The following is a 16,602-nucleotide window of genomic DNA, read 5'->3' on the forward strand; positions in this document are numbered from 1 at the left end:
ATGACCCCTCTTCTCCTCACCGATCCCCTCGGCGACGACCATGGGCTGGGCTATGCCTATCCCACCGCCGCCATCTACGCAGAAAGCGGCTTCGCCGACCTGACCGGCTTCCAGGCTCTCGAGCGAGACGGGCGGCTGGTACTCAGGGTACGGCTGGCCCGCTACCCTAACCCCCAGGCCGCCCCGCTCGGCTTCTCGCTGGCCGTCGTGGGTATCTACGTAGAAAGCGAACCCACGAAGGGGGCCGAAGGTGGCCAGGAACTCCCCGGCGCAGGCTTCAAAACGCCCGCTGGGCATGGCTGGGACGAAGCCTACCTGCTGAGCGGCTGGAAGGCCGAGTCGCTCCGCCCGGATGGCCGGCGTCAAGAGGTTCAGGCCCGCAAGGAGGGCGACTGGCTCGAGGTCTTCCCCGACCTCCCCCCTGGCGACTACGGCTACTACGTCACGGTGGGCCTCTACGACCCCTTCACCCCCACCGGCTTCCGCCCGGTACGCCCTGGCGGGGGAGGCTGGGTGTTGGATGCCCCTAGCGGAGCCCCGGCTGCGGTGGACGTGCTCTCTGAGCACCAAGCCCAGGCCTACCAAAGCGGGGTGCTGGCCCCGGTCCGGGGTGCCCGCAGCCCTTTGCCCTGGGCCATCGGGGTGGCGGCGGCCGGGTTCCTCGCCATCGTGCTGGCCTTTGTCTTTCCGCGCCGTCGGCCCAGAGCAGGCCAGGTCCCCCGCAAACCTCAGCCAGCCGCCCCGGGCGCGAAGGAACCCACGGCCAAGGAAAAACCAGAGGATTTCGACCTCGATATCCGGTTTTGAAACGTACAGCTCACACCGGCCGCAAATCCTCGAGCAGCAACCACCCCACTCCCTCGGGCGTAGCCTGAAGGTAAGGGTCTAGCTCTTCGCGGAGCGAAGCGGTGAGGGGCTTGAGCTCGAGCGGTTCTCTCTCGGTGAGTATCAGCGCCGTGACCTGAAAAAAGCGTTGCCCCTCGGTGGGGGTGCCGTCCTCAAAGAAAGCAAACGGTGGGCGAACCTCGTCGAGCAAGAGATGTACCGGACCATCCGGCAGACCTTGGGCGAGCTCGGCGGGAAGGGTTTCCCTGGGTTCGAACTCGAGGCCGCGGGGAAACCAAAGGTAGCCCTGAAATAGCTTGATGCCTTTCATGGCTCCACCCTGGCTACCTCTACCCCCCCGCGCAGGTACACCCGGGGCAGCCGCGCGGCGAGCCGTACCGCCGGCTCATAGCTTACCGTGCCAGTCATCTCGGCCCAGCCCCACAGGCTCGAGCCGGGGTCAAAGTCCGCCGTGAGCACTTCGAACACCGCATCGAGGTTCACCGGCCCAGGTATTCGCACGGTGACCTGATCCATCGAGATACGCCCCACCACCGGACAAACCCATCCCGCCCCCGAGGGTTGGGAAAGCCGCACGGTCGCCCGGTTGTAGGCGAGCCTCGGCATCCCGTCGGCGTAGCCCACCGGCAAGGTGGCGATCCACTCGTAGTCCCGGGTGGTGTAAAGCCCGCTATAGCCAATTTTTCTTCCTGGCGGGAGCTGCTTGACTAGGGTGGGCTTGGCCAGCAGGCGGGCGATCGGTTTGAGGCCCAAGTTTGGTAAGAGCCCGTACAGCGCAATCCCCGGGCGAATAGCGTCGAAGCCGTAGTCGCGTAAGTTGAAAACCCCGGCCGAGTTTGCCAGGTGGCAAAAATATCCCGGCCCCCACACCTCCTGCACCCGTCGAAAGTGGGCGAGTTGCATCCGGGTGAACTCGGGGTTCTCTTCCGCGTCGGCAAAGTGCGAGTAAAGCCCGGTCACCTTGAGGTGAGAAAAGCGCTCGAGCGCCTCCTTTACCCGCTGCGCCTCCTCCCAGGGAAACCCCACCCGGCCCATACCCGTATCAAACTCGAGGTGAACCTCGGCGATCTTTCCTAAAGCGCGCGCCGCCGCGTCGAGCGCCTGCGCTCCTTCGAAGGTGGAGAGGCTGGCGATCAGGTCGGCTTCCAGCGCCTCTCGAGCCTGGTCAGGATGCAAGCTGCCCATCAGTAAAACCCGGCCTTGGATCCCTCCCAAGCGGAGTTCGCGGCCCTCGTCGACGGTCGCTACTGCGAGCCCCCAAGCTCCTAGCCGCAGCAGCTCCTTCCCAATTGGAACCGCTCCATGCCCGTAAGCGTTGGCCTTCACCACCCCCACCAACTGGGCTAGGAGAGTCTTAGAGCGGAGCAAGGCAACATTATGGGCCAACGAGTCTAGGTTGATCTCGAGCCAAGCCGGACGCATAAGTTGTAGTTTATCGCCTAAAAACAAACCCCCCCACCCAGGGAAGGGTGAGGGGAAGCTGGAGCGGGAGACGGGACTCGAACCCGCGACCCCAACCTTGGCAAGGTTGTGCTCTACCAACTGAGCTACTCCCGCAAAACAAAAAACCCCTGCACCGCCCTACTCTCCCAGGCCCTCGCGGGCCGAGTACCATCGGCGCAGGCGCGTTTCACTTCCGTGTTCGGAATGGGTACGGGTGGTTCCACGCCGCTATGGGCACAGGGGTATCCTCTTTCTACCTCTCATATACCTCGGGGATACTCGTGGGCAGTAGGAAGATCGGCTCGCATCACTGCAGCCAAAGGTCAAGACCTCGGACGATTCGCACCAGTCGGCTCAATGCATCGCTGCACTTACACCCCTGGCCGATTCACCCGGTCATCTACCGGGGTCCTTACCTCTCGCAAGTGGGAAGGCTCATCTTGGGGCAGGCTTCCCGCTTAGATGCTTTCAGCGGTTATCCCTCCCGTACTTGGCTACCCGGCTTATGCCCTTGGAAGAACAGCCGGAAAACCAGCGGTACGTCCACTCCGGTCCTCTCGTACTAGGAGCAGCCCCCCTCAACCTTCCTTCGCCCGTGACGGATAGAGACCGAACTGTCTCACGACGTTCTGAACCCAGCTCGCGTGCCACTTTAATGGGCGAACAGCCCAACCCTTGGGACCTTCTTCAGCCCCAGGATGTGACGAGCCGACATCGAGGTGCCAAACGATTCCGCCGCTATGGACGCTCGGGAATCATCAGCCTGTTATCCCCAGGGTAACTTTTATCCGTTGATCGATGGCCCTTCCACACGGTACCACCGGTTCACTAGGCCCCGCTTTCGCGCCTGCTCGGCTCGCTTGCCTCACAGTCAGGCTCCCTTCTACCCTTGCGCTCGCCGCGCGGTTTCCGTCCGCGCTGAGGGAACCTTTGGGCGCCTCCGTTACTCTTTAGGAGGCGACCGCCCCAGTCAAACTGCCCATCAAGCACTGTCCCCCTCCCAGGGTTAGGTCTTCAGTCACCTCAGGGTGGTATTTCACTCTCGCCTCCACCGAGCCCGAAAGCCCAGCTTCACCGGCTCCCACCTATCCTACGCAGAAGTGACCAAAAACCAATGCCAGACTACAGTAAAGCTCCATGGGGTCTTTTCGTCCTGCCACGGGTAGGCCGCATCTTCACAGCCAGTTCAATTTCACCGAGTCCCTCGTTGAGACAGCGCTCCGGTCGTTACGCTTTTCGTGCAGGTCGGAACTTACCCGACAAGGAATTTCGCTACCTTAGGACCGTTATAGTTACGGCCGCCGTTCACTGGGGCTTCGGTTCAGGGCTCGCACCCCTCCCCTTGACCTTCCAGCACCGGGCAAGCGTCGCTCCCTATACCTCCTCTTTCGAGTTCGCAGAGAGCTGTGTTTTTGGTAAACAGTCGCCAGAGCCTATTCACTGCGGCTTCTCGTGGCGCCGCAAGCGGCGCCACCCGAAGCACCCCTTCTCCCGAAGTTACGGGGCTAGATTGCAAAGTTCCTTAACGAGGGTTCTCTCGCGCGCCTTGGTGCTCTTACACCCGCCCACCTGTGTCGGTTTGCGGTACGGGCACTCCCAACATATGCTTAGAAGCTTTTCTTGGCTCCCTGGCTTCGGCAGGTTATCAGCTTGCGCCTTCCCCACCACCCACCGGTATCGAGCTGCGGATTTGCCTACAGCTCCCGCTGGGCTTCTGGCCGGGCTCGTCCATGGCTCCGGTCCGCCTAGCCTAGAGCGTCCCTCCTTCGCTGTTGAAAGTGGGACTGGAATATTAACCAGTTGCCCTTCGGGTTCGCCTCTCGGCTTCCCCTTAGGCCCCGCCTAACCCTACGCTGACGACCATGGCGTAGGAAACCTTGGGCTTTCGGCGATGGGGATTCTCACCCCATTTATCGTTACTCATTCCGGCATTCGCACTTCCCGTACCTCCACCATCCCTCACAGAATGGCTTCCTCGGCATAGGGAACGCTCCCCTACCGAGCCTTGGATCTCTCCAAGTCTCCCGCAGTTTCGGCGCTAGGCTTAAGCCCCGATCATTTTCGGCGCAGAATCACTCGACCAGTGAGCTATTACGCACTCTTTAAAGGATGGCTGCTTCTAAGCCAACCTCCTGGCTGTCTCAGCAACTCCACATCCTTATCCACTTAGCCTAGACTTCGGGGCCTTAACTGGCGGTCTCGGTTGTTCCCGCGCTTGGACACGGATGTTATCACTCGTGCCCTCACTCCCGGGCTCCCCTTCCGACCCTTCAGAGTTTGACAGGGTTTGGTAGGCTGGTAGGCCCCCTAGCCCAATCAGTGCTTTACAGGCCGGAATCAGCACCCGAGGCTGACCCTAAAGTCATTTCGGGGAGAACCAGCTATCTCCCAGATCGGTTAGCTTTTCACTCCTAACCCCAGCTCATCCGAAGGATTTGCATCTCCAACCGGTTCGGCCCTCCACCAAGTGTCACCTCGGCTTCAGCCTGGCCAGGGCTAGCTCTCTGGGTTTCGGGTCTACGCCAACCAACTCCCGCCCTCTTCGGACTCGCTTTCGCTTCGCCTCCACCTCCCGGCTTAGGCTCGCTGGCTAGCGTAAGTCGCCGGATCATGCTTCAATAGGCACACCACAACACCTCTCGGCGCCGTGATTGCTTGTAAGCACACGGTTTCAGGCTCTATTTCACTCCCCTCCCGGGGTTCTTTTCACCTTTCCCTCACGGTACTGGTCCACTATCGGTCACCCGGAGTATTTAGCCTTACGCAGTGGTCCGCGCAGATTCGCCCAGCGTTCCACGAACACCAGACTACTCGGGTACCCCCAGCTAGCCTCCGCCTTTCGCCTACGGGACTTTCACCCTCTCCGGTGAGCCTTCCCAGACTCCTCGGCTAGACTTCCGCTTCGCTATCGGGAGCCCCTCTACCCCCTCGAGCACGCTCGAAGGTTTAGGCTTCTCCCCTTTCGCTCGCCGCTACTCAGAGAATCGATCTCTCTTTCTTCTCCTGCTGGTACTTAGATGTTTCAGTTCCCAGCGTTCCCCCCGCTCGCGCGGTGACCTGTGTCCCCACAGGCCGGGTTCCCCCATTCGGATATCCACGGATCTCCGCTTACTACCAGCTCCCCGTGGCTTTTCGCAGGTAATCACGTCCTTCCTCGGCTCGGGTGCCAGGGCATCCACCGTGTGCCCTTATCATCTTGACCCTCGGCAACTATACAACCTTATCTCGCCGCTCCCTTACTGCCCACTTTTCATGATCCCCCGCCTACCTTCCGATAGGCGCAACGAAGAGGGTATCAAGTGCTTCAAATCTTGTCAACCCCTTCCCGGCCACCCGGGGTCAAGACCCTAAAAATAGCGTCCCGCAGACGAAAAAACTTCCAAGGCGCGGCAACTTATGGCCACGCCGCCCTAGCCGCCCGGCTGCACAGTTCCACGCCGTTTTTGCTCCCATTCCTCGCGAAGGATGGCGTAAGCGTATTCGCTGGCCCAGTGCCCCTTGAGCCACAAGCTTTGCACGAATGTCCCCTCGAGCCGCATCCCCAGGCGGACCATGAGCTGCCAGGAGGGGTGGTTTTCTACGTCGGTGTTGGCTCGGACGCGATGCAGTTTGAGTTCCCCGAAGAGGTATTCCAGCAGGCGTTCCAAGGCTTCCCGAGCGAGGCCTTGACCCTGGTGGGCACGAGAGAGGGTGATGGTCATCTCGGCTTGCTGGCCATCCGGAAGGAGACAAAAAGCGCATTCCCCAATCATCTCGCCGTTATCCTTGCGCTCGAGCGCCATCGGATACCATTGGCCCGGCACGGCGGGCACCGCAGCCTTCGCCCGCTCGAGGAATTCCACCGCCTTGTCCCGGGGATAGGGCACCTCCCAGCCTTGGTAGCGGGCCACCTCGGGGTCCGAACGGTAGCGGATAAAGGCCTCGAGGTCACGATCCTCGAAAGTGCGCAAGGCTAGTCGGGGGGACTCGAGTCGAAACATGTTGCTAGCAGGATACCGCGCCCAGTTCAGCTAGCTCCGGTTCGTGTTTTAGTACGCTTGCCGAGGCTTGGGTGGGCAGTCTAGGAATTCTGCTGGGCAGCCTCGATAAGCGCCCGGAAAATGCCCCATTGCTGCGGCAGCAACTCAGGATGCCACTGCACGCCCATAAAGAACGGGTGCCCCTCGAGCACCACCGCTTCTACCAACCCATCGGGCGCGAGCGCCACCTCCCGCAGGCCGGGGGCTAGCTCCTTTAGGCCCTGATGGTGGTAGGAGTTCACCCGGAAGCGCGGTTCAAAGAGCCGCGAGAGCGGGCTTTCCCCCACCTGCTCGAGCGAGTGGGCCACCACCCCGGGCTCGGATTTCTGGTAGTGCTGCACGGCCTGAAAGCCCTGAGTAGGCAAATCCTGGTACAGCGAGCCACCCAGGGCTACGTTCATCACTTGGATGCCGCGGCAGATGCCGAGGGTAGGAATCCCGTGGTGCGCGGCGTAGCGGGCCAGGTACAGCTCGAGCCCATCCCGCTCCGGGCTCACCTCGCCCAACTCGGGAACGGGTTCTTCCCCAAAGTGGGCCGGGTCTACGTCCACCCCGCCGGGCAACAACAAACCGCCCAAGCTATCGAGGATGGTGGCTAGCCGATCTTCGGGCTGGGGGGGGATCACTAAGACCGATGCCCCCTGGGCTTCCAGGGCTTTGACGTAGGGCTCGAGCAGCCCCCAGATCTTGCTGCGGATGAGTTCGCCCGTGGTGCGGTACTGCGCGCTGACGCCGATGAGCATGCCTCCACTGTACTCTTTATGCCGGGGTACGATACGAGCCGATGGATGCCACCCCTTTTCCCTCGGCGCCGCTGCGCCCGGAGTTTCAACAGGCGCTGCAGGAAGCCCTGCAGCGCTACGAAACCCCCTTCTATGCCTATGACCTCACGCGTATACACTCCCGCGTGAAGGCCCTCCGCCAATCCTTCCCCCGTGCCCGGCTTTTGTATGCGATGAAAGCCAACCCCCGCCTGGGCATCCTGCGGCGCTTGCGGGGATGGGGGGTTGGGCTCGAGGCGGTTTCTCTAGGCGAGGTCTTGCGCGCGTACCGGGCAGGCTATACACCGGAAGAGGTCCTGCTGAACGGCCCGGTAAAAACCCCGGCCATGCTCGAAGAGCTCCAGCGGGCAGGCCTTCCGATCCTAGGGGTTGACTCCCTAGCCGACCTAGAGCGCATCGCCCGCCTTCTCCCCGGGGCGAAGGTGCTGCTGCGGGTCAATCCCGACCTCCCCATCGCCACCCACGACCACCTAGCTACCGGGCGCGGCGAGAGCAAGTTCGGTATCCTGGCCGCCGAGGTCCCCGCCTCGGTGAGGCGGGCCAAGCAGGCGGGGCTAGAGTTTCTCGGGCTGCACCTCCACTTGGGCTCGGCCTTGGAGAGCCAGGAGGATTTTCAGGACGGCTACCGCGTTCTGGAAGCCCTCTATGAGCGTATCGGCCCGACCCAAGTGCTGAACCTGGGCGGGGGCTTCGGGCTGAACTTCGATCCGGCAGGGGTCTCCGAAGCGGCGCAACAACTCGCGGATAAGTTTGGGGCCCGGCTCTGGCTCGAGCCGGGCCGCTACCTGGTAGCTGAGGCAGGGGTGCTGGTCACGCGGGTCTGGGGAACCAAGCGCACCCGGCGGAATTATCTGCTGGTGGACGCCGGGATGATGACCCTGCTGCGCCCCATGCTCTACGGAGCCCAACACCCGGTGATCCCGCTCTACGAAGGCCCGGAGGTGCAGGCTTGGGACCTGGCCGGGCCGGTGTGCGAGTCGGGGGACGTGCTGGCCCGAGACGTACCGCTCCCTACGCCGAAAGAGGGCGATGCGCTGGCGATCTTACAGGCCGGAGCCTACGGCAGCAGCATGAGCAGCAACTACCTCGACCACCCGAGGCCGCTCGAGATTCTGTGGACCGGGGCCGAGTGGGAGGTGCTGCGCAGGCCGCAAAGCCTGGAAGCTTTGCTCGCGGAAGAAGTTTAGCCCTCTGGCTTCGGGACCAGCCCCAAGTGCAAGACGTACTTCTCCGGGCCGCGACGGTGCTCGTAGCGCGCATACACTTCCCACAGCTCGCGCTGCAGGGCTTTGGCCTCGGCCCGGCTGAGCCGCAGCCCCGCACTCCAAAAGTTGAGCACCGCTGGAGAGGCTTCGTCCAAGAAATCCTGCGCATCTCCACCGGCATCCGAGCCCCACAGCATGATCCCGTCCTCATTGAGCCGGACCAGGAGCTGACGTTCGTACTTGGGCAACCCCAGCGCCCGCGCGACCCCCCGCTCGAAGCTGCGTTTCCAGAAAACGGCGTCCTCGAGCGCCGCCAAGGAGGCCGGCGGCACCAACTCGAGCGGAACCCGAAAGGCCCGCGCGATGGCCTGGTAGCGCTTGATGGGGCGTCCTCGCCGGGGCTCGAGGCCCACTACCTCGAGCAAGCCTGCGCGTAGCATTTGCAGCACCCGGTAGTGCATACTCTGGATCGAGAGTTTGCCCTCCTCGGCCGCCGCCTTGACCGTGGTGGGACCCCGCATGAAGGGTTTGAGGTATACCGCTATATCGGGGTCGGCCAGGATGCGAGCTGCAAGGGTGTTACGGATTTCCAACACCTGGGGCTTTTCTGGCGCCTGGAGCATAATCCACTCTACTCCAAAAGTGAACTTTTCTCTGGAGTAAAGACCCTCTACCCTGCGCCTATACTCTCCTGACCCGAGCCGGGTCGGGGGAAGTACCGCTACGGTATGCGACCCCCCAGCGGCATGACCGCCTTCACCATCGTCTGGTCCGGGCAACTGCTCTCGCTATTGGGCAGTGCCATGACCCAGTTCGGCATGACCCTCTACGTCTTCAAGGAGACCGAGCGGGCCACGGCCTTGGCTTTGATGGGCTTTTTCACCTTCCTGCCGCTGATCCTCTTTAGCCCCACCGCCGGAGCCCTGGTAGACCGCTGGAACCGCAAGCTGGTGATGATGCTCTCGGATATCGCCGGGGGCACGGTGGGGCTAGCGATTTTTCTCTTGTACTCGAGTGAGCACCTGCAGATCTGGCACCTCTACGCAGGCGGCTTTGTGGTAGGAACCTTCCAGGCTTTCCAGTGGCCCGCGTACTCGGCGGCCATCAGCACCATGATCCCCAAGGGCCAGTACGCCCGGGCCTCGGGGATGATGTCGCTGGCCGAGTCCGCCTCGCAGGTTAGCGCGCCCATCCTGGCGGCGGCGCTGCTGGGGTCGATCGGTCTGCAAGGGATCTTGCTCCTCGATATCACCTCGTTCGTGATCGCCATCCTCACCCTGGCATGGGTCCACATCCCCCAGCCCAGGGCCAGTGCGGAGGGGCTCCAGGCCCAAGGCAACCTCTTGCAAGAATCTTTGTTTGGCTTTCGCTATATCCTGGCCCGCCCCAGCCTGCTCGGGTTGCAGACGGTGTTCTTGTGCGTCAACCTGTTTTCCAACTTCGGCTTCACCGTGATGGCCGCGATGATCCTCTCGAGGACCGGCCAGAACCAGCTGGCGTTGGGCTCGGTGGAGTCGGCGGCAGGGCTCGGCGGGGTGCTGGGTGGACTGTTGCTCTCGGTCTGGGGCGGGCCGAAGCGCAAGGTGAAAGGGGTGCTCTTCGGCATGGCCCTAAGCGGTCTGCTCGGCACGATCCCGATGGGAATCGGGCAAAGCCTCCCGATCTGGATGGCCGCCGCTTTTTTGGGTTCGCTCATCATCCCGATCCTGAACGGCTCCAACCAAGCTATCTGGCAGGCTAAAGTACCCCCGGATATCCAGGGCAAGGTGTTCTCGGCACGGCGGATGATCGCCTGGCTCGCCAGCCCCGTCGCCATGCTCTTGGCCGGGCCCGCTGCCGACCGCCTCTTCAGCCCGGCCCTCATGCCGGGCGGAGCCTTGACCGACACCTTCGGCCCTCTGGTGGGGGTAGGCCCGGGAGCCGGGATGGGCTTGATGCTGGTGTTGGCCGGGGCAGCGGAGGTGGTCGTGGCCCTGGGGGCGTATATGATCCCGGCGATCCGGGGCGCCGAGGAGCTCATCCCCGACCACGCCCAGACCCACGAAGCTACGGCAGGAAGTCCAGGTTAAACCCCTCAAACCACCTGCCGGTCTTGGCCGCCATCGAAGGGCGATGGCGAAGTGCTTCGGGTGGGAAATGGGGCGCTGTCGCGCAGTCTCCCGCATGGCGTGGTGCTCCTCTACTGGCCCCGGGCCACACAGGTGACAGGGATGGTGGGCGGAGTTCCTCAGCCGACCTCGAGGTCTTGGCAACGCCCCGACCACAGCCTAGATCGAGCACGGTTTTCGCTGGGGCATGACCATAGCCGTAAGGGCCGCGCCCCAGTCCATTTGGTCCGATCCGGCGATTTGGCGGTGGAGGTTTTCCCAAGCTCCCAGACTACAATCGGCCTATGGAACTCTACCTGGGCACCGGCGGCTATACCAACGACGACTGGGTGGGCCTGCTCTACCCCCCCGAGGCCAAGCGAGAGGAGTGGCTTTCGATCTATGCGCAACACTTCAACGCAGTGGAGCTGAACTCTTCGTTCTACAACATCCCCGGCCGCAAGGCCTTCGGCGGGATGCTCAAGAAAAGCGGGGGCCGGGTGCACTGGGCCATCAAGATCCACCAGTCCATGACCCACGACCGAAGCGCTACCGACGAGGACTACCAGCGCCTCTTCGAATCGGTGGCCCCCCTGCGCGAGGCGGGTGTGCTCGGTCCCTTTTTGGCCCAGTTCCCCCAGTCCTTCCACCGCACCCCCGAAAACCGCAAGTATCTGGCCACCTTGGCGGAGCGCTTCGCCGATCAAGGGCTGGCTCCGGGCGGCCTCGCGGTGGAGTTCCGCCACGCCTCCTGGGACAACGACGAAGTGCGTGCGGCGTTCAGGAAAGCTGGCCTGATCTGGGTCAGCCCCGACTACCCGCCGCTCCCAGGTCTGCCCAAAAACCAGCTCCACCTCACCAGCGAAGTGGCCTACATCCGGCTCTCAGGGCGTAACAAGGAGAAGTGGTACGAGGGCAAAAACCAGTCCGAGCGGCATGACTATCGTTACACCGCCGAGGAGTTGGGCTTTTGGGTGCATTCCCTGGTAGAGGCCCAGGAAGAGGAGAACATCACCCAAGCCTGGTTTATTTTCAACAACACGACAAAGGGCCATGCCCTCGAGAACCTGCGGATGCTGCGGGGGTTGCTCGAGACCTATTTGTAGGCTACAAGTTGGCCTCGAGCCTCCCCACGTCGCTTCGGCTCAAAAAGAACAGGATCCCCAGCATGATCAGCAGCGCCGAGAACACATAAGGATACGGCGGGTGCAAGCCGTAAAGGCTCGTCCCCACCATCGGCCCCAACATCCGCCCCAGGGCCTGGGCCGAGCTCGAGAGCCCCGCCACCACCCCCTGCTCGGCATCCGAGACCGCCAGCGACTGCGCGGCTGTGACCCCAGGGGTGGCCAGCGCCCCACCCGCCCCCAAGAGCACCAGGGAAAGGGTGAGGGTAGGAAATGAGCTCGAGAGCACCAGCCCCACGTACCCCGCCAACGCGAGCGGCAACCCTACCGCCAGCAACCGGCGCGGGGGCCATTTCACCCACCGCACCAAAAAGCCCTGGATAAACACGGCTACCAGCCCAAATACCGCCAGGGCGATCCCCACCGTCTGCGCGGTGCGCTCGGCGCTGAGGGAGAGCCGGTCTTGATAGTAGAAGGCCACCGTCTGCTCCATCGCCACCGAGGAGAGGTTGAGGATAAAGCCCAACAGCAGGATCGGCCAGATGCGCGGGTCAAAAATCGAAAGCTTGGGCGGTTGGGCGGGCCGCGCCTCCGCGGTGCGGGATTCGGGGAGGACGAAATAGACGAAAATCGCGTTCAAAACCGCCAACGAGGCCGAGAACAGCACCGGAACCAGCAACCCAAACCCCGAGAGCACCGCGCCGATGGCCGGGCCGAAGATCACCCCCAGCCCGAAGGCCGCCCCCAAAAGGGCGAAGCCCTGGGTGCGGTCCTCTCGGCTGGTGATATCGGCCAAGTAGGCCTGGGCGGTGGGCAGGGTGGCCGAGGAGAAGGCCCCACCCAAAAGCCGCGCCCCCAGCATGCTGAGGTACAGCGGCAGGCCGGCTAGGGTTTCCCGGAAGCCTAGCCAACCCAAAAAGGTGAAGAGGAAAAACCCCATCGCGAAGCCCAAGATGCCTAAAAGCAGGATCGGTTTGCGGCCCGCCGTCTCGCTACGGCGACCCCAGTAGGGGGCCAGCAAAAACTGCATCACGGCGTACCCGGTAGAGAACAGGCCCACCTGGAACTCGGAGAAGCCCAGTTCACGGCCCAGCGGCCCGATGATAGGAAACAGGACCGAAAGGCCAAGGATGGAGTTGAACAGGGTGAGAAATAGCAGCGGCAAAGGACGCATCGGCCCCCAGTGTACGCCCAAGGTCGGGGGGGACAATTGTCCAGGGCGACACATACCTCAGCTCGGGATGGCAAGGTAGGATAGGGCAATGCATCTGCTCTCGGTCAACGTCGGCTCGGCTCGAGGCCTCCAGGTTGGGCCGCGTACGGTCTCGACGGGCATCTACAAGACCCCGGTAGCCCATCCGGTGCGGGTAGGGAAGCTGGGCCTCGAAACCGACACCATATCCGACCACAAGCACCACGGCGGCCCCGACCAGGCGGTGTACGTCTACTCCGCTGATGATTACGCCTGGTGGGCCGAGCAACTGGGGCACCCCCTCGAGCCGGGAACCTTCGGGGAGAACCTGACCTTCTCCACCTTTGGAGCGGAACCGGTGAGGATTGGGGACCGCTTCCAGGTGGGGGCGGTGCTGCTCGAGGTGAGCGCACCCCGCATTCCCTGCGGGGTCTTCGCCGCCCGGATGGGCGACCCCGGCTGGGTCAGGAAGTTCAAGCAGGCTGCCCGGCCCGGGTTTTACGCGCGGGTGCTGGAGGAAGGGGTGGTGCGGGCTGGTGAACGGCTCGAGCGCATCCCCACCCAAGCCGATTACCCCACCCTTCAGGACCTCTTCACCCTCTGGTACGAAAGCCAGCCCGACCCCGCCAGGCTGCACTGGGTGTTGCAGGCCCCCCTGGCGATCCGAGCGCGAAGAGAGTATGAGGAAAGGTTGAAGGCTAAAAGCTAGTGCTTTGGGTCGTACGTCGTACGCCATACGCAATACGCAAAACGCCAGACGCTAAACGCGGGGGAAAAAATCGGGACGGCGTACCGCCGTACACCTAGGGGACCGATCCTCTTCGTTCGACGTACGGACCCGCTGTTTTACGGCTTCTGCATCCAGAACTCATACGGCCCCGAGCCGCTGTAGGCGTAGATCTGCCAGATGTAGTAGCCAGATTGTCCGGTGTAGCTGATGTTTTCGTCGCGAGCTTCGGTAGCTGAGCTGGCCACTACCTCCCAGGCCGAGCCGTTCCAGCGCCACAGGTAGAGGTCGTAGTCGGTGCCGCTCGAGCCCTTGAGCCAGCCCTTGATGATGCCGCTGGCGGCCTGGAAGTAGGTGCCGTTCGGCTGGTAGGCCACGTCGCCGGGGCCGCTCAAGGAGCCGGTGTACTTCTCGCAGCCCGTGCAGGGGGCGTCGCTGGGAGGTGGGGTGGGGCTGCCGCCGGAGTTCCCTTGCAGGTTGAAGAGGAGCCGGTTGGGCGAGCCGTCGCCGGGGTTTTGCACCTTTGCGCTGGTGGACCCATCCAGGATCGCCGCGTTCACCGCGTCGGGGCTGGCCCCTTGGTGGTTTTCCAAGTAGAGGGCTGCCACCCCGGCCACGAAGGGGGCCGCCATGGAAGTTCCACTTTGGAGCTGGTCACCACCGTTGATCCAAGCCGAGCGGATATTCTCGCCGGGGGCGAACAGGTCGAGGCAGTTCCCGTAGTCGGAGAACGAGGAGCGGGCGTCATTGGGAGCGGTGGAGCCCACCGTGAGGGCCTGGCTGACCCGCGCCGGGGAGCTGGCGCAGGCATCGCGGGCGAAGTTGCCCGCCGCCACCGCATAGGGGATGCCCGAGGCGATGGAGTTGCGCACCGCGTCGTCGAGGGCGGTGGAGTCGCCGGCCTCGAGGCTGAGATTAGCCACCGCGGGTTTCTGGGCGTTCTTGGTCACCCATTCCACCCCAGCGATCACATCGGCGACGGTTCCGGAGCCGTCACAGCCCAGCACCCGGACCGCATAGAGGGTCGCGCCCTTGGCCACCCCATAGGTGTTCCCCCCGATGATCCCGGCCACGTGGGTGCCGTGCCCGTAGCAGTCCTGGCCGTTCCCGCCGGTGGCGTCAAAGCCGACTTTGGCCCGCCTGCCGAACTCGGGGTGGTCGGTCTGGATGCCGGTGTCGATCACGTAGGCGTTCACCCCCGCGCCGGTGGCGGTGTAGGTGTACTTGCCATCCAGCGGAAGGTTGCGCTGGTCGATGCGGTCCAGGCCCCAGTCGGGGTTGTTTTGGATGGCCGTCACCACCACCTTCTGGTCGGCCTCGACATAGGCCACGTTGGGGTTGCGGCGGTACTGCTCGAGTTCGCTGTCGGGGATCACCGCCGCGAAGCCCTTGACGGCGGCGGTGTAAACCTGCAACACCCGCACGCCGGGCCGCTGGCTTTGCAGGCCGACCTGGTGCTGCGCCTCCGTCCCGCTCACCCCTTTCTTGAACACCACGATGTAGCGCCCAGGGATGCGGTCGGGATTGTCCAGGTTATACACCGGGGCCAACTCCGAGGTATTCCCCTCGCCGATGGAGGGCGGTTGGGTAGCCGGGGGGCTCGAGGGGCTACACGCGACCAGGGCCAACACTCCGAGGAACGCAGTAAAAACCCATGTTCTTCGCATACTCCCCTCACGGTAGAGGGGCAAACCCGAAGCAGTATGCAGATCGCATTAAAAGCGCTTTAGACGAAGCCCTTGGCTCAACCCTCGCTCAAGACCGGGCTCATCGGCGTGAACGCCAAGTCTCGGCATACACGTCGCGGAACACCCCGGCGATGGGCGCATGCGGCTTGTGGACACGCACGGTAAGTCCCTCGAGCCGGGGGAATTCCCGCATGAGCCGCTCAGCCAGGTGATCGGCCAGGGCCTCGATGAGGTAAAACCGCTCCCGCGTCACCACCGAGGCTACCGCCTCGTACACCTTGCCGTAGTCCACCGTCTCCTCGAGCCGGTCCCCCTTGCCCTCGAAGGCCACCTCCATCTCCACGTCCACGATGAACCGCGCACCCAAGCGCCCCTCCTCGGGCATCACCCCGTGGTGCGCGTGAAACTCGAGGCCCGCCAGCACGATCCGCCCCATCTACCCCACCGCCTCCCAAACGTCCAGGGCCTCCCGGTGGGCCTTCACATCATGAACGCGCAAGATGCGGGCTCCCTTCATCACCCCGTAGAGGTGCATCGCCACCGAGCCCACCACCCGGTCCTCGGGCCGCTCCACCCTGGTGAGTTCTCCGATGGTGCGCTTGCGGCTGGCCCCGAGCAGCACCGGATGCCCCAGCTCCACCAGTTGATCCAGGTGGCGCACCAGCTCGAGGTTCCCCGCCGCCTTCTTGCCGAAGCCGAACCCCGGATCGAGCACCACCTGAGGAACCCCAGCGGCTAGGGCTTTCTCGGCCTGCGCCGACAAAAACCCCTTGACCTCCGCTACCACGTCGGCGTACTCGGCGTGCTGCTGCATGGTGGCTGGGTCGGGCACCGGCATGTGCATGATGACTGCCGGGACCTGATATCTAGCGCAAAGCTCGAGTATCCGCCCATCGCGCAGCCCGGTCACGTCGTTGAGCAAGTGGGCGCCCATGGCCAGGGCTTCGGCGGCGACCTCCGGCTTGCGGGTGTCGATGCTGAGCGGGATACCCAACGGGAGCAGGGCCTCGAGGACCGGCAGCACCCGCCTCCTTTCCTCCTCCGGCGATACCGGAAGGGCTCCGGGGCGGGTGGACTCCCCGCCCAGGTCGAGGAGGTCCGCACCCTCAGCGATCATCTCACGGGCTCGAGCGAGGGCGGCTTCCACCTCCTGATACTTTCCGCCGTCGGAAAAGGAATCCGGGGTGAGGTTCAAAATCCCCATCAAGCGCACTCGAGACAAATCCAAGCTGTGCTCACGCAGGTGCAGGATCACAAGCGCATTTTAGGGCCGGATCGAGAATCTCGCTGCGGTAGGCGGGATTCGGCACCTGGCCGGGGCCGACCAGATAGCCCTCGCGGGGCGCTCCGGCGCGCTCATGACCGTGCTCCTACATCCAGAGGGTGAGGGCCTGGTCTCGAGGTGGACACCGGGCCTACCGGAGGGGAGCGGCTCGCCCACCATCCGGGCGGCGACCATCATCGTCCCCCATGCCGAACTTGGCCAGGT

At 63.6% G+C, this 16,602-nt stretch carries 14 protein-coding genes, 1 tRNA gene and 2 rRNA genes; 5 read left to right on the forward strand and 12 right to left on the reverse strand.

What is annotated here, in order from left to right; genetic code table 11:
* Nucleotides 1–807 (forward strand): glucodextranase DOMON-like domain-containing protein, encoded by an 807-nt coding sequence (locus tag DNA98_RS14215; RefSeq protein ID WP_110531870.1) that lies wholly within the window; start codon nucleotides 1–3, stop codon nucleotides 805–807.
* 10 nt (nucleotides 808–817) lie between these two features.
* Here the strand turns inward: DNA98_RS14215 and DNA98_RS14220 are convergent, their stop codons facing one another.
* From DNA98_RS14220 to DNA98_RS14250, 7 genes are all read right to left on the reverse strand, one after another.
* Nucleotides 818–1,156 (reverse strand): DUF3208 domain-containing protein, encoded by a 339-nt coding sequence (locus DNA98_RS14220; protein WP_110531872.1) that lies wholly within the window; start codon nucleotides 1,154–1,156, stop codon nucleotides 818–820.
* The gene (alr, locus tag DNA98_RS14225; RefSeq protein ID WP_110531874.1) at nucleotides 1,153–2,268 is read right to left on the reverse strand and encodes an alanine racemase; all 1,116 of its coding nucleotides are present in this window, start codon (nucleotides 2,266–2,268) and stop codon (nucleotides 1,153–1,155) included. The genes DNA98_RS14220 and alr overlap by 4 nt, the downstream gene beginning before the upstream one ends.
* A gap of 59 nt (nucleotides 2,269–2,327) precedes the next feature.
* Nucleotides 2,328–2,403: transfer RNA gene (locus DNA98_RS14230), tRNA-Gly, on the reverse strand.
* Nucleotides 2,404–2,414: 11 nt separating this feature from the next.
* Nucleotides 2,415–2,531: ribosomal RNA gene (rrf, locus tag DNA98_RS14235) — 5S ribosomal RNA — on the reverse strand.
* A 77-nt stretch (nucleotides 2,532–2,608) separates the two neighbouring features.
* Nucleotides 2,609–5,491 (reverse strand): 23S ribosomal RNA (locus DNA98_RS14240).
* Nucleotides 5,492–5,699: 208 nt separating this feature from the next.
* Nucleotides 5,700–6,269, reverse strand: a complete 570-nt coding sequence (locus DNA98_RS14245; RefSeq protein WP_233493229.1) for a GNAT family N-acetyltransferase — start codon at nucleotides 6,267–6,269, stop codon at nucleotides 5,700–5,702.
* Between the two features lie 80 nt (nucleotides 6,270–6,349).
* Nucleotides 6,350–7,051: a gamma-glutamyl-gamma-aminobutyrate hydrolase family protein gene (locus DNA98_RS14250; protein ID WP_110531878.1), complete on the reverse strand. Its 702-nt coding sequence runs from the start codon at nucleotides 7,049–7,051 to the stop codon at nucleotides 6,350–6,352.
* Nucleotides 7,052–7,092: 41 nt separating this feature from the next.
* On the opposite strand from DNA98_RS14250, the gene lysA reads away from it, so the two are divergent.
* A complete protein-coding gene (gene lysA, locus DNA98_RS14255; RefSeq protein ID WP_110531880.1) occupies nucleotides 7,093–8,277 on the forward strand; it encodes a diaminopimelate decarboxylase in 1,185 nt (394 codons plus the stop codon).
* On the opposite strand, the gene DNA98_RS14260 is transcribed toward lysA, so the two are convergent.
* Complete coding sequence (locus DNA98_RS14260) at nucleotides 8,274–8,918, reverse strand: helix-turn-helix domain-containing protein (RefSeq protein ID WP_110531882.1); 645 nt, start codon at nucleotides 8,916–8,918, stop codon at nucleotides 8,274–8,276. The genes lysA and DNA98_RS14260 overlap by 4 nt on opposite strands.
* Nucleotides 8,919–9,023: 105 nt before the next feature.
* Here DNA98_RS14260 and DNA98_RS14265 point away from each other — a divergent pair, with 105 nt between their 5' ends.
* A complete protein-coding gene (locus DNA98_RS14265) occupies nucleotides 9,024–10,364 on the forward strand; it encodes an MFS transporter (RefSeq protein ID WP_233493230.1) in 1,341 nt (446 codons plus the stop codon).
* A 323-nt stretch (nucleotides 10,365–10,687) separates the two neighbouring features.
* A complete protein-coding gene (locus tag DNA98_RS14270; protein ID WP_110531887.1) occupies nucleotides 10,688–11,488 on the forward strand; it encodes a DUF72 domain-containing protein in 801 nt (266 codons plus the stop codon).
* 1 nt (nucleotide 11,489) lies between these two features.
* Here the strand turns inward: DNA98_RS14270 and DNA98_RS14275 are convergent, their stop codons facing one another.
* Nucleotides 11,490–12,680, reverse strand: a complete 1,191-nt coding sequence (locus DNA98_RS14275) for an MFS transporter (protein ID WP_110531889.1) — start codon at nucleotides 12,678–12,680, stop codon at nucleotides 11,490–11,492.
* Between the two features lie 88 nt (nucleotides 12,681–12,768).
* Between DNA98_RS14275 and DNA98_RS14280 the strand changes: the two genes are divergently transcribed.
* Nucleotides 12,769–13,407 carry an MOSC domain-containing protein gene (locus tag DNA98_RS14280; protein ID WP_110531891.1) on the forward strand — a complete coding sequence of 213 codons (639 nt, stop codon included), beginning with the start codon at nucleotides 12,769–12,771 and terminating at the stop codon, nucleotides 13,405–13,407.
* Between the two features lie 137 nt (nucleotides 13,408–13,544).
* Here the strand turns inward: DNA98_RS14280 and DNA98_RS14285 are convergent, their stop codons facing one another.
* From DNA98_RS14285 to folP, 3 genes are all read right to left on the reverse strand, one after another.
* Nucleotides 13,545–15,092, reverse strand: a complete 1,548-nt coding sequence (locus tag DNA98_RS14285; protein ID WP_233493231.1) for a S8 family peptidase — start codon at nucleotides 15,090–15,092, stop codon at nucleotides 13,545–13,547.
* A 100-nt stretch (nucleotides 15,093–15,192) separates the two neighbouring features.
* The gene (gene folB / locus DNA98_RS14290; protein ID WP_110531893.1) at nucleotides 15,193–15,549 is read right to left on the reverse strand and encodes a dihydroneopterin aldolase; all 357 of its coding nucleotides are present in this window, start codon (nucleotides 15,547–15,549) and stop codon (nucleotides 15,193–15,195) included.
* Entirely contained in the window at nucleotides 15,550–16,365 is an 816-nt protein-coding gene (folP, locus tag DNA98_RS14295; RefSeq protein WP_110531990.1) for a dihydropteroate synthase, read from the reverse strand.
* Nucleotides 16,366–16,602: the final 237 nt, after the last annotated feature.

It is taken from the genome of Meiothermus sp. Pnk-1, assembly GCF_003226535.1.
Classification (GTDB): Bacteria; Deinococcota; Deinococci; order Deinococcales; family Thermaceae; genus Allomeiothermus.

Excerpts from the sequence above, each read along its gene's own strand:
- DNA98_RS14245 (WP_233493229.1), bottom strand. The coding sequence starts at position 6,269 with ATGTTTCGACTCGAGTCCCCCCGACTAGCCTTGCGCACTTTCGAGGAT.
- DNA98_RS14215 (WP_110531870.1), top strand. The coding sequence starts at position 1 with ATGACCCCTCTTCTCCTCACCGATCCCCTCGGCGACGACCATGGGCTG.
- DNA98_RS14270 (WP_110531887.1), top strand. The coding sequence starts at position 10,688 with ATGGAACTCTACCTGGGCACCGGCGGCTATACCAACGACGACTGGGTG.
- DNA98_RS14275 (WP_110531889.1), bottom strand. The coding sequence starts at position 12,680 with ATGCGTCCTTTGCCGCTGCTATTTCTCACCCTGTTCAACTCCATCCTT.
- DNA98_RS14220 (WP_110531872.1), bottom strand. The coding sequence starts at position 1,156 with ATGAAAGGCATCAAGCTATTTCAGGGCTACCTTTGGTTTCCCCGCGGC.
- DNA98_RS14250 (WP_110531878.1), bottom strand. The coding sequence starts at position 7,051 with ATGCTCATCGGCGTCAGCGCGCAGTACCGCACCACGGGCGAACTCATC.
- folB (WP_110531893.1), bottom strand. The coding sequence starts at position 15,549 with ATGGGGCGGATCGTGCTGGCGGGCCTCGAGTTTCACGCGCACCACGGG.
- DNA98_RS14280 (WP_110531891.1), top strand. The coding sequence starts at position 12,769 with ATGCATCTGCTCTCGGTCAACGTCGGCTCGGCTCGAGGCCTCCAGGTT.
- DNA98_RS14265 (WP_233493230.1), top strand. The coding sequence starts at position 9,024 with ATGCGACCCCCCAGCGGCATGACCGCCTTCACCATCGTCTGGTCCGGG.
- lysA (WP_110531880.1), top strand. The coding sequence starts at position 7,093 with ATGGATGCCACCCCTTTTCCCTCGGCGCCGCTGCGCCCGGAGTTTCAA.
- DNA98_RS14260 (WP_110531882.1), bottom strand. The coding sequence starts at position 8,918 with ATGCTCCAGGCGCCAGAAAAGCCCCAGGTGTTGGAAATCCGTAACACC.
- DNA98_RS14285 (WP_233493231.1), bottom strand. The coding sequence starts at position 15,092 with ATGCGAAGAACATGGGTTTTTACTGCGTTCCTCGGAGTGTTGGCCCTG.
- alr (WP_110531874.1), bottom strand. The coding sequence starts at position 2,268 with ATGCGTCCGGCTTGGCTCGAGATCAACCTAGACTCGTTGGCCCATAAT.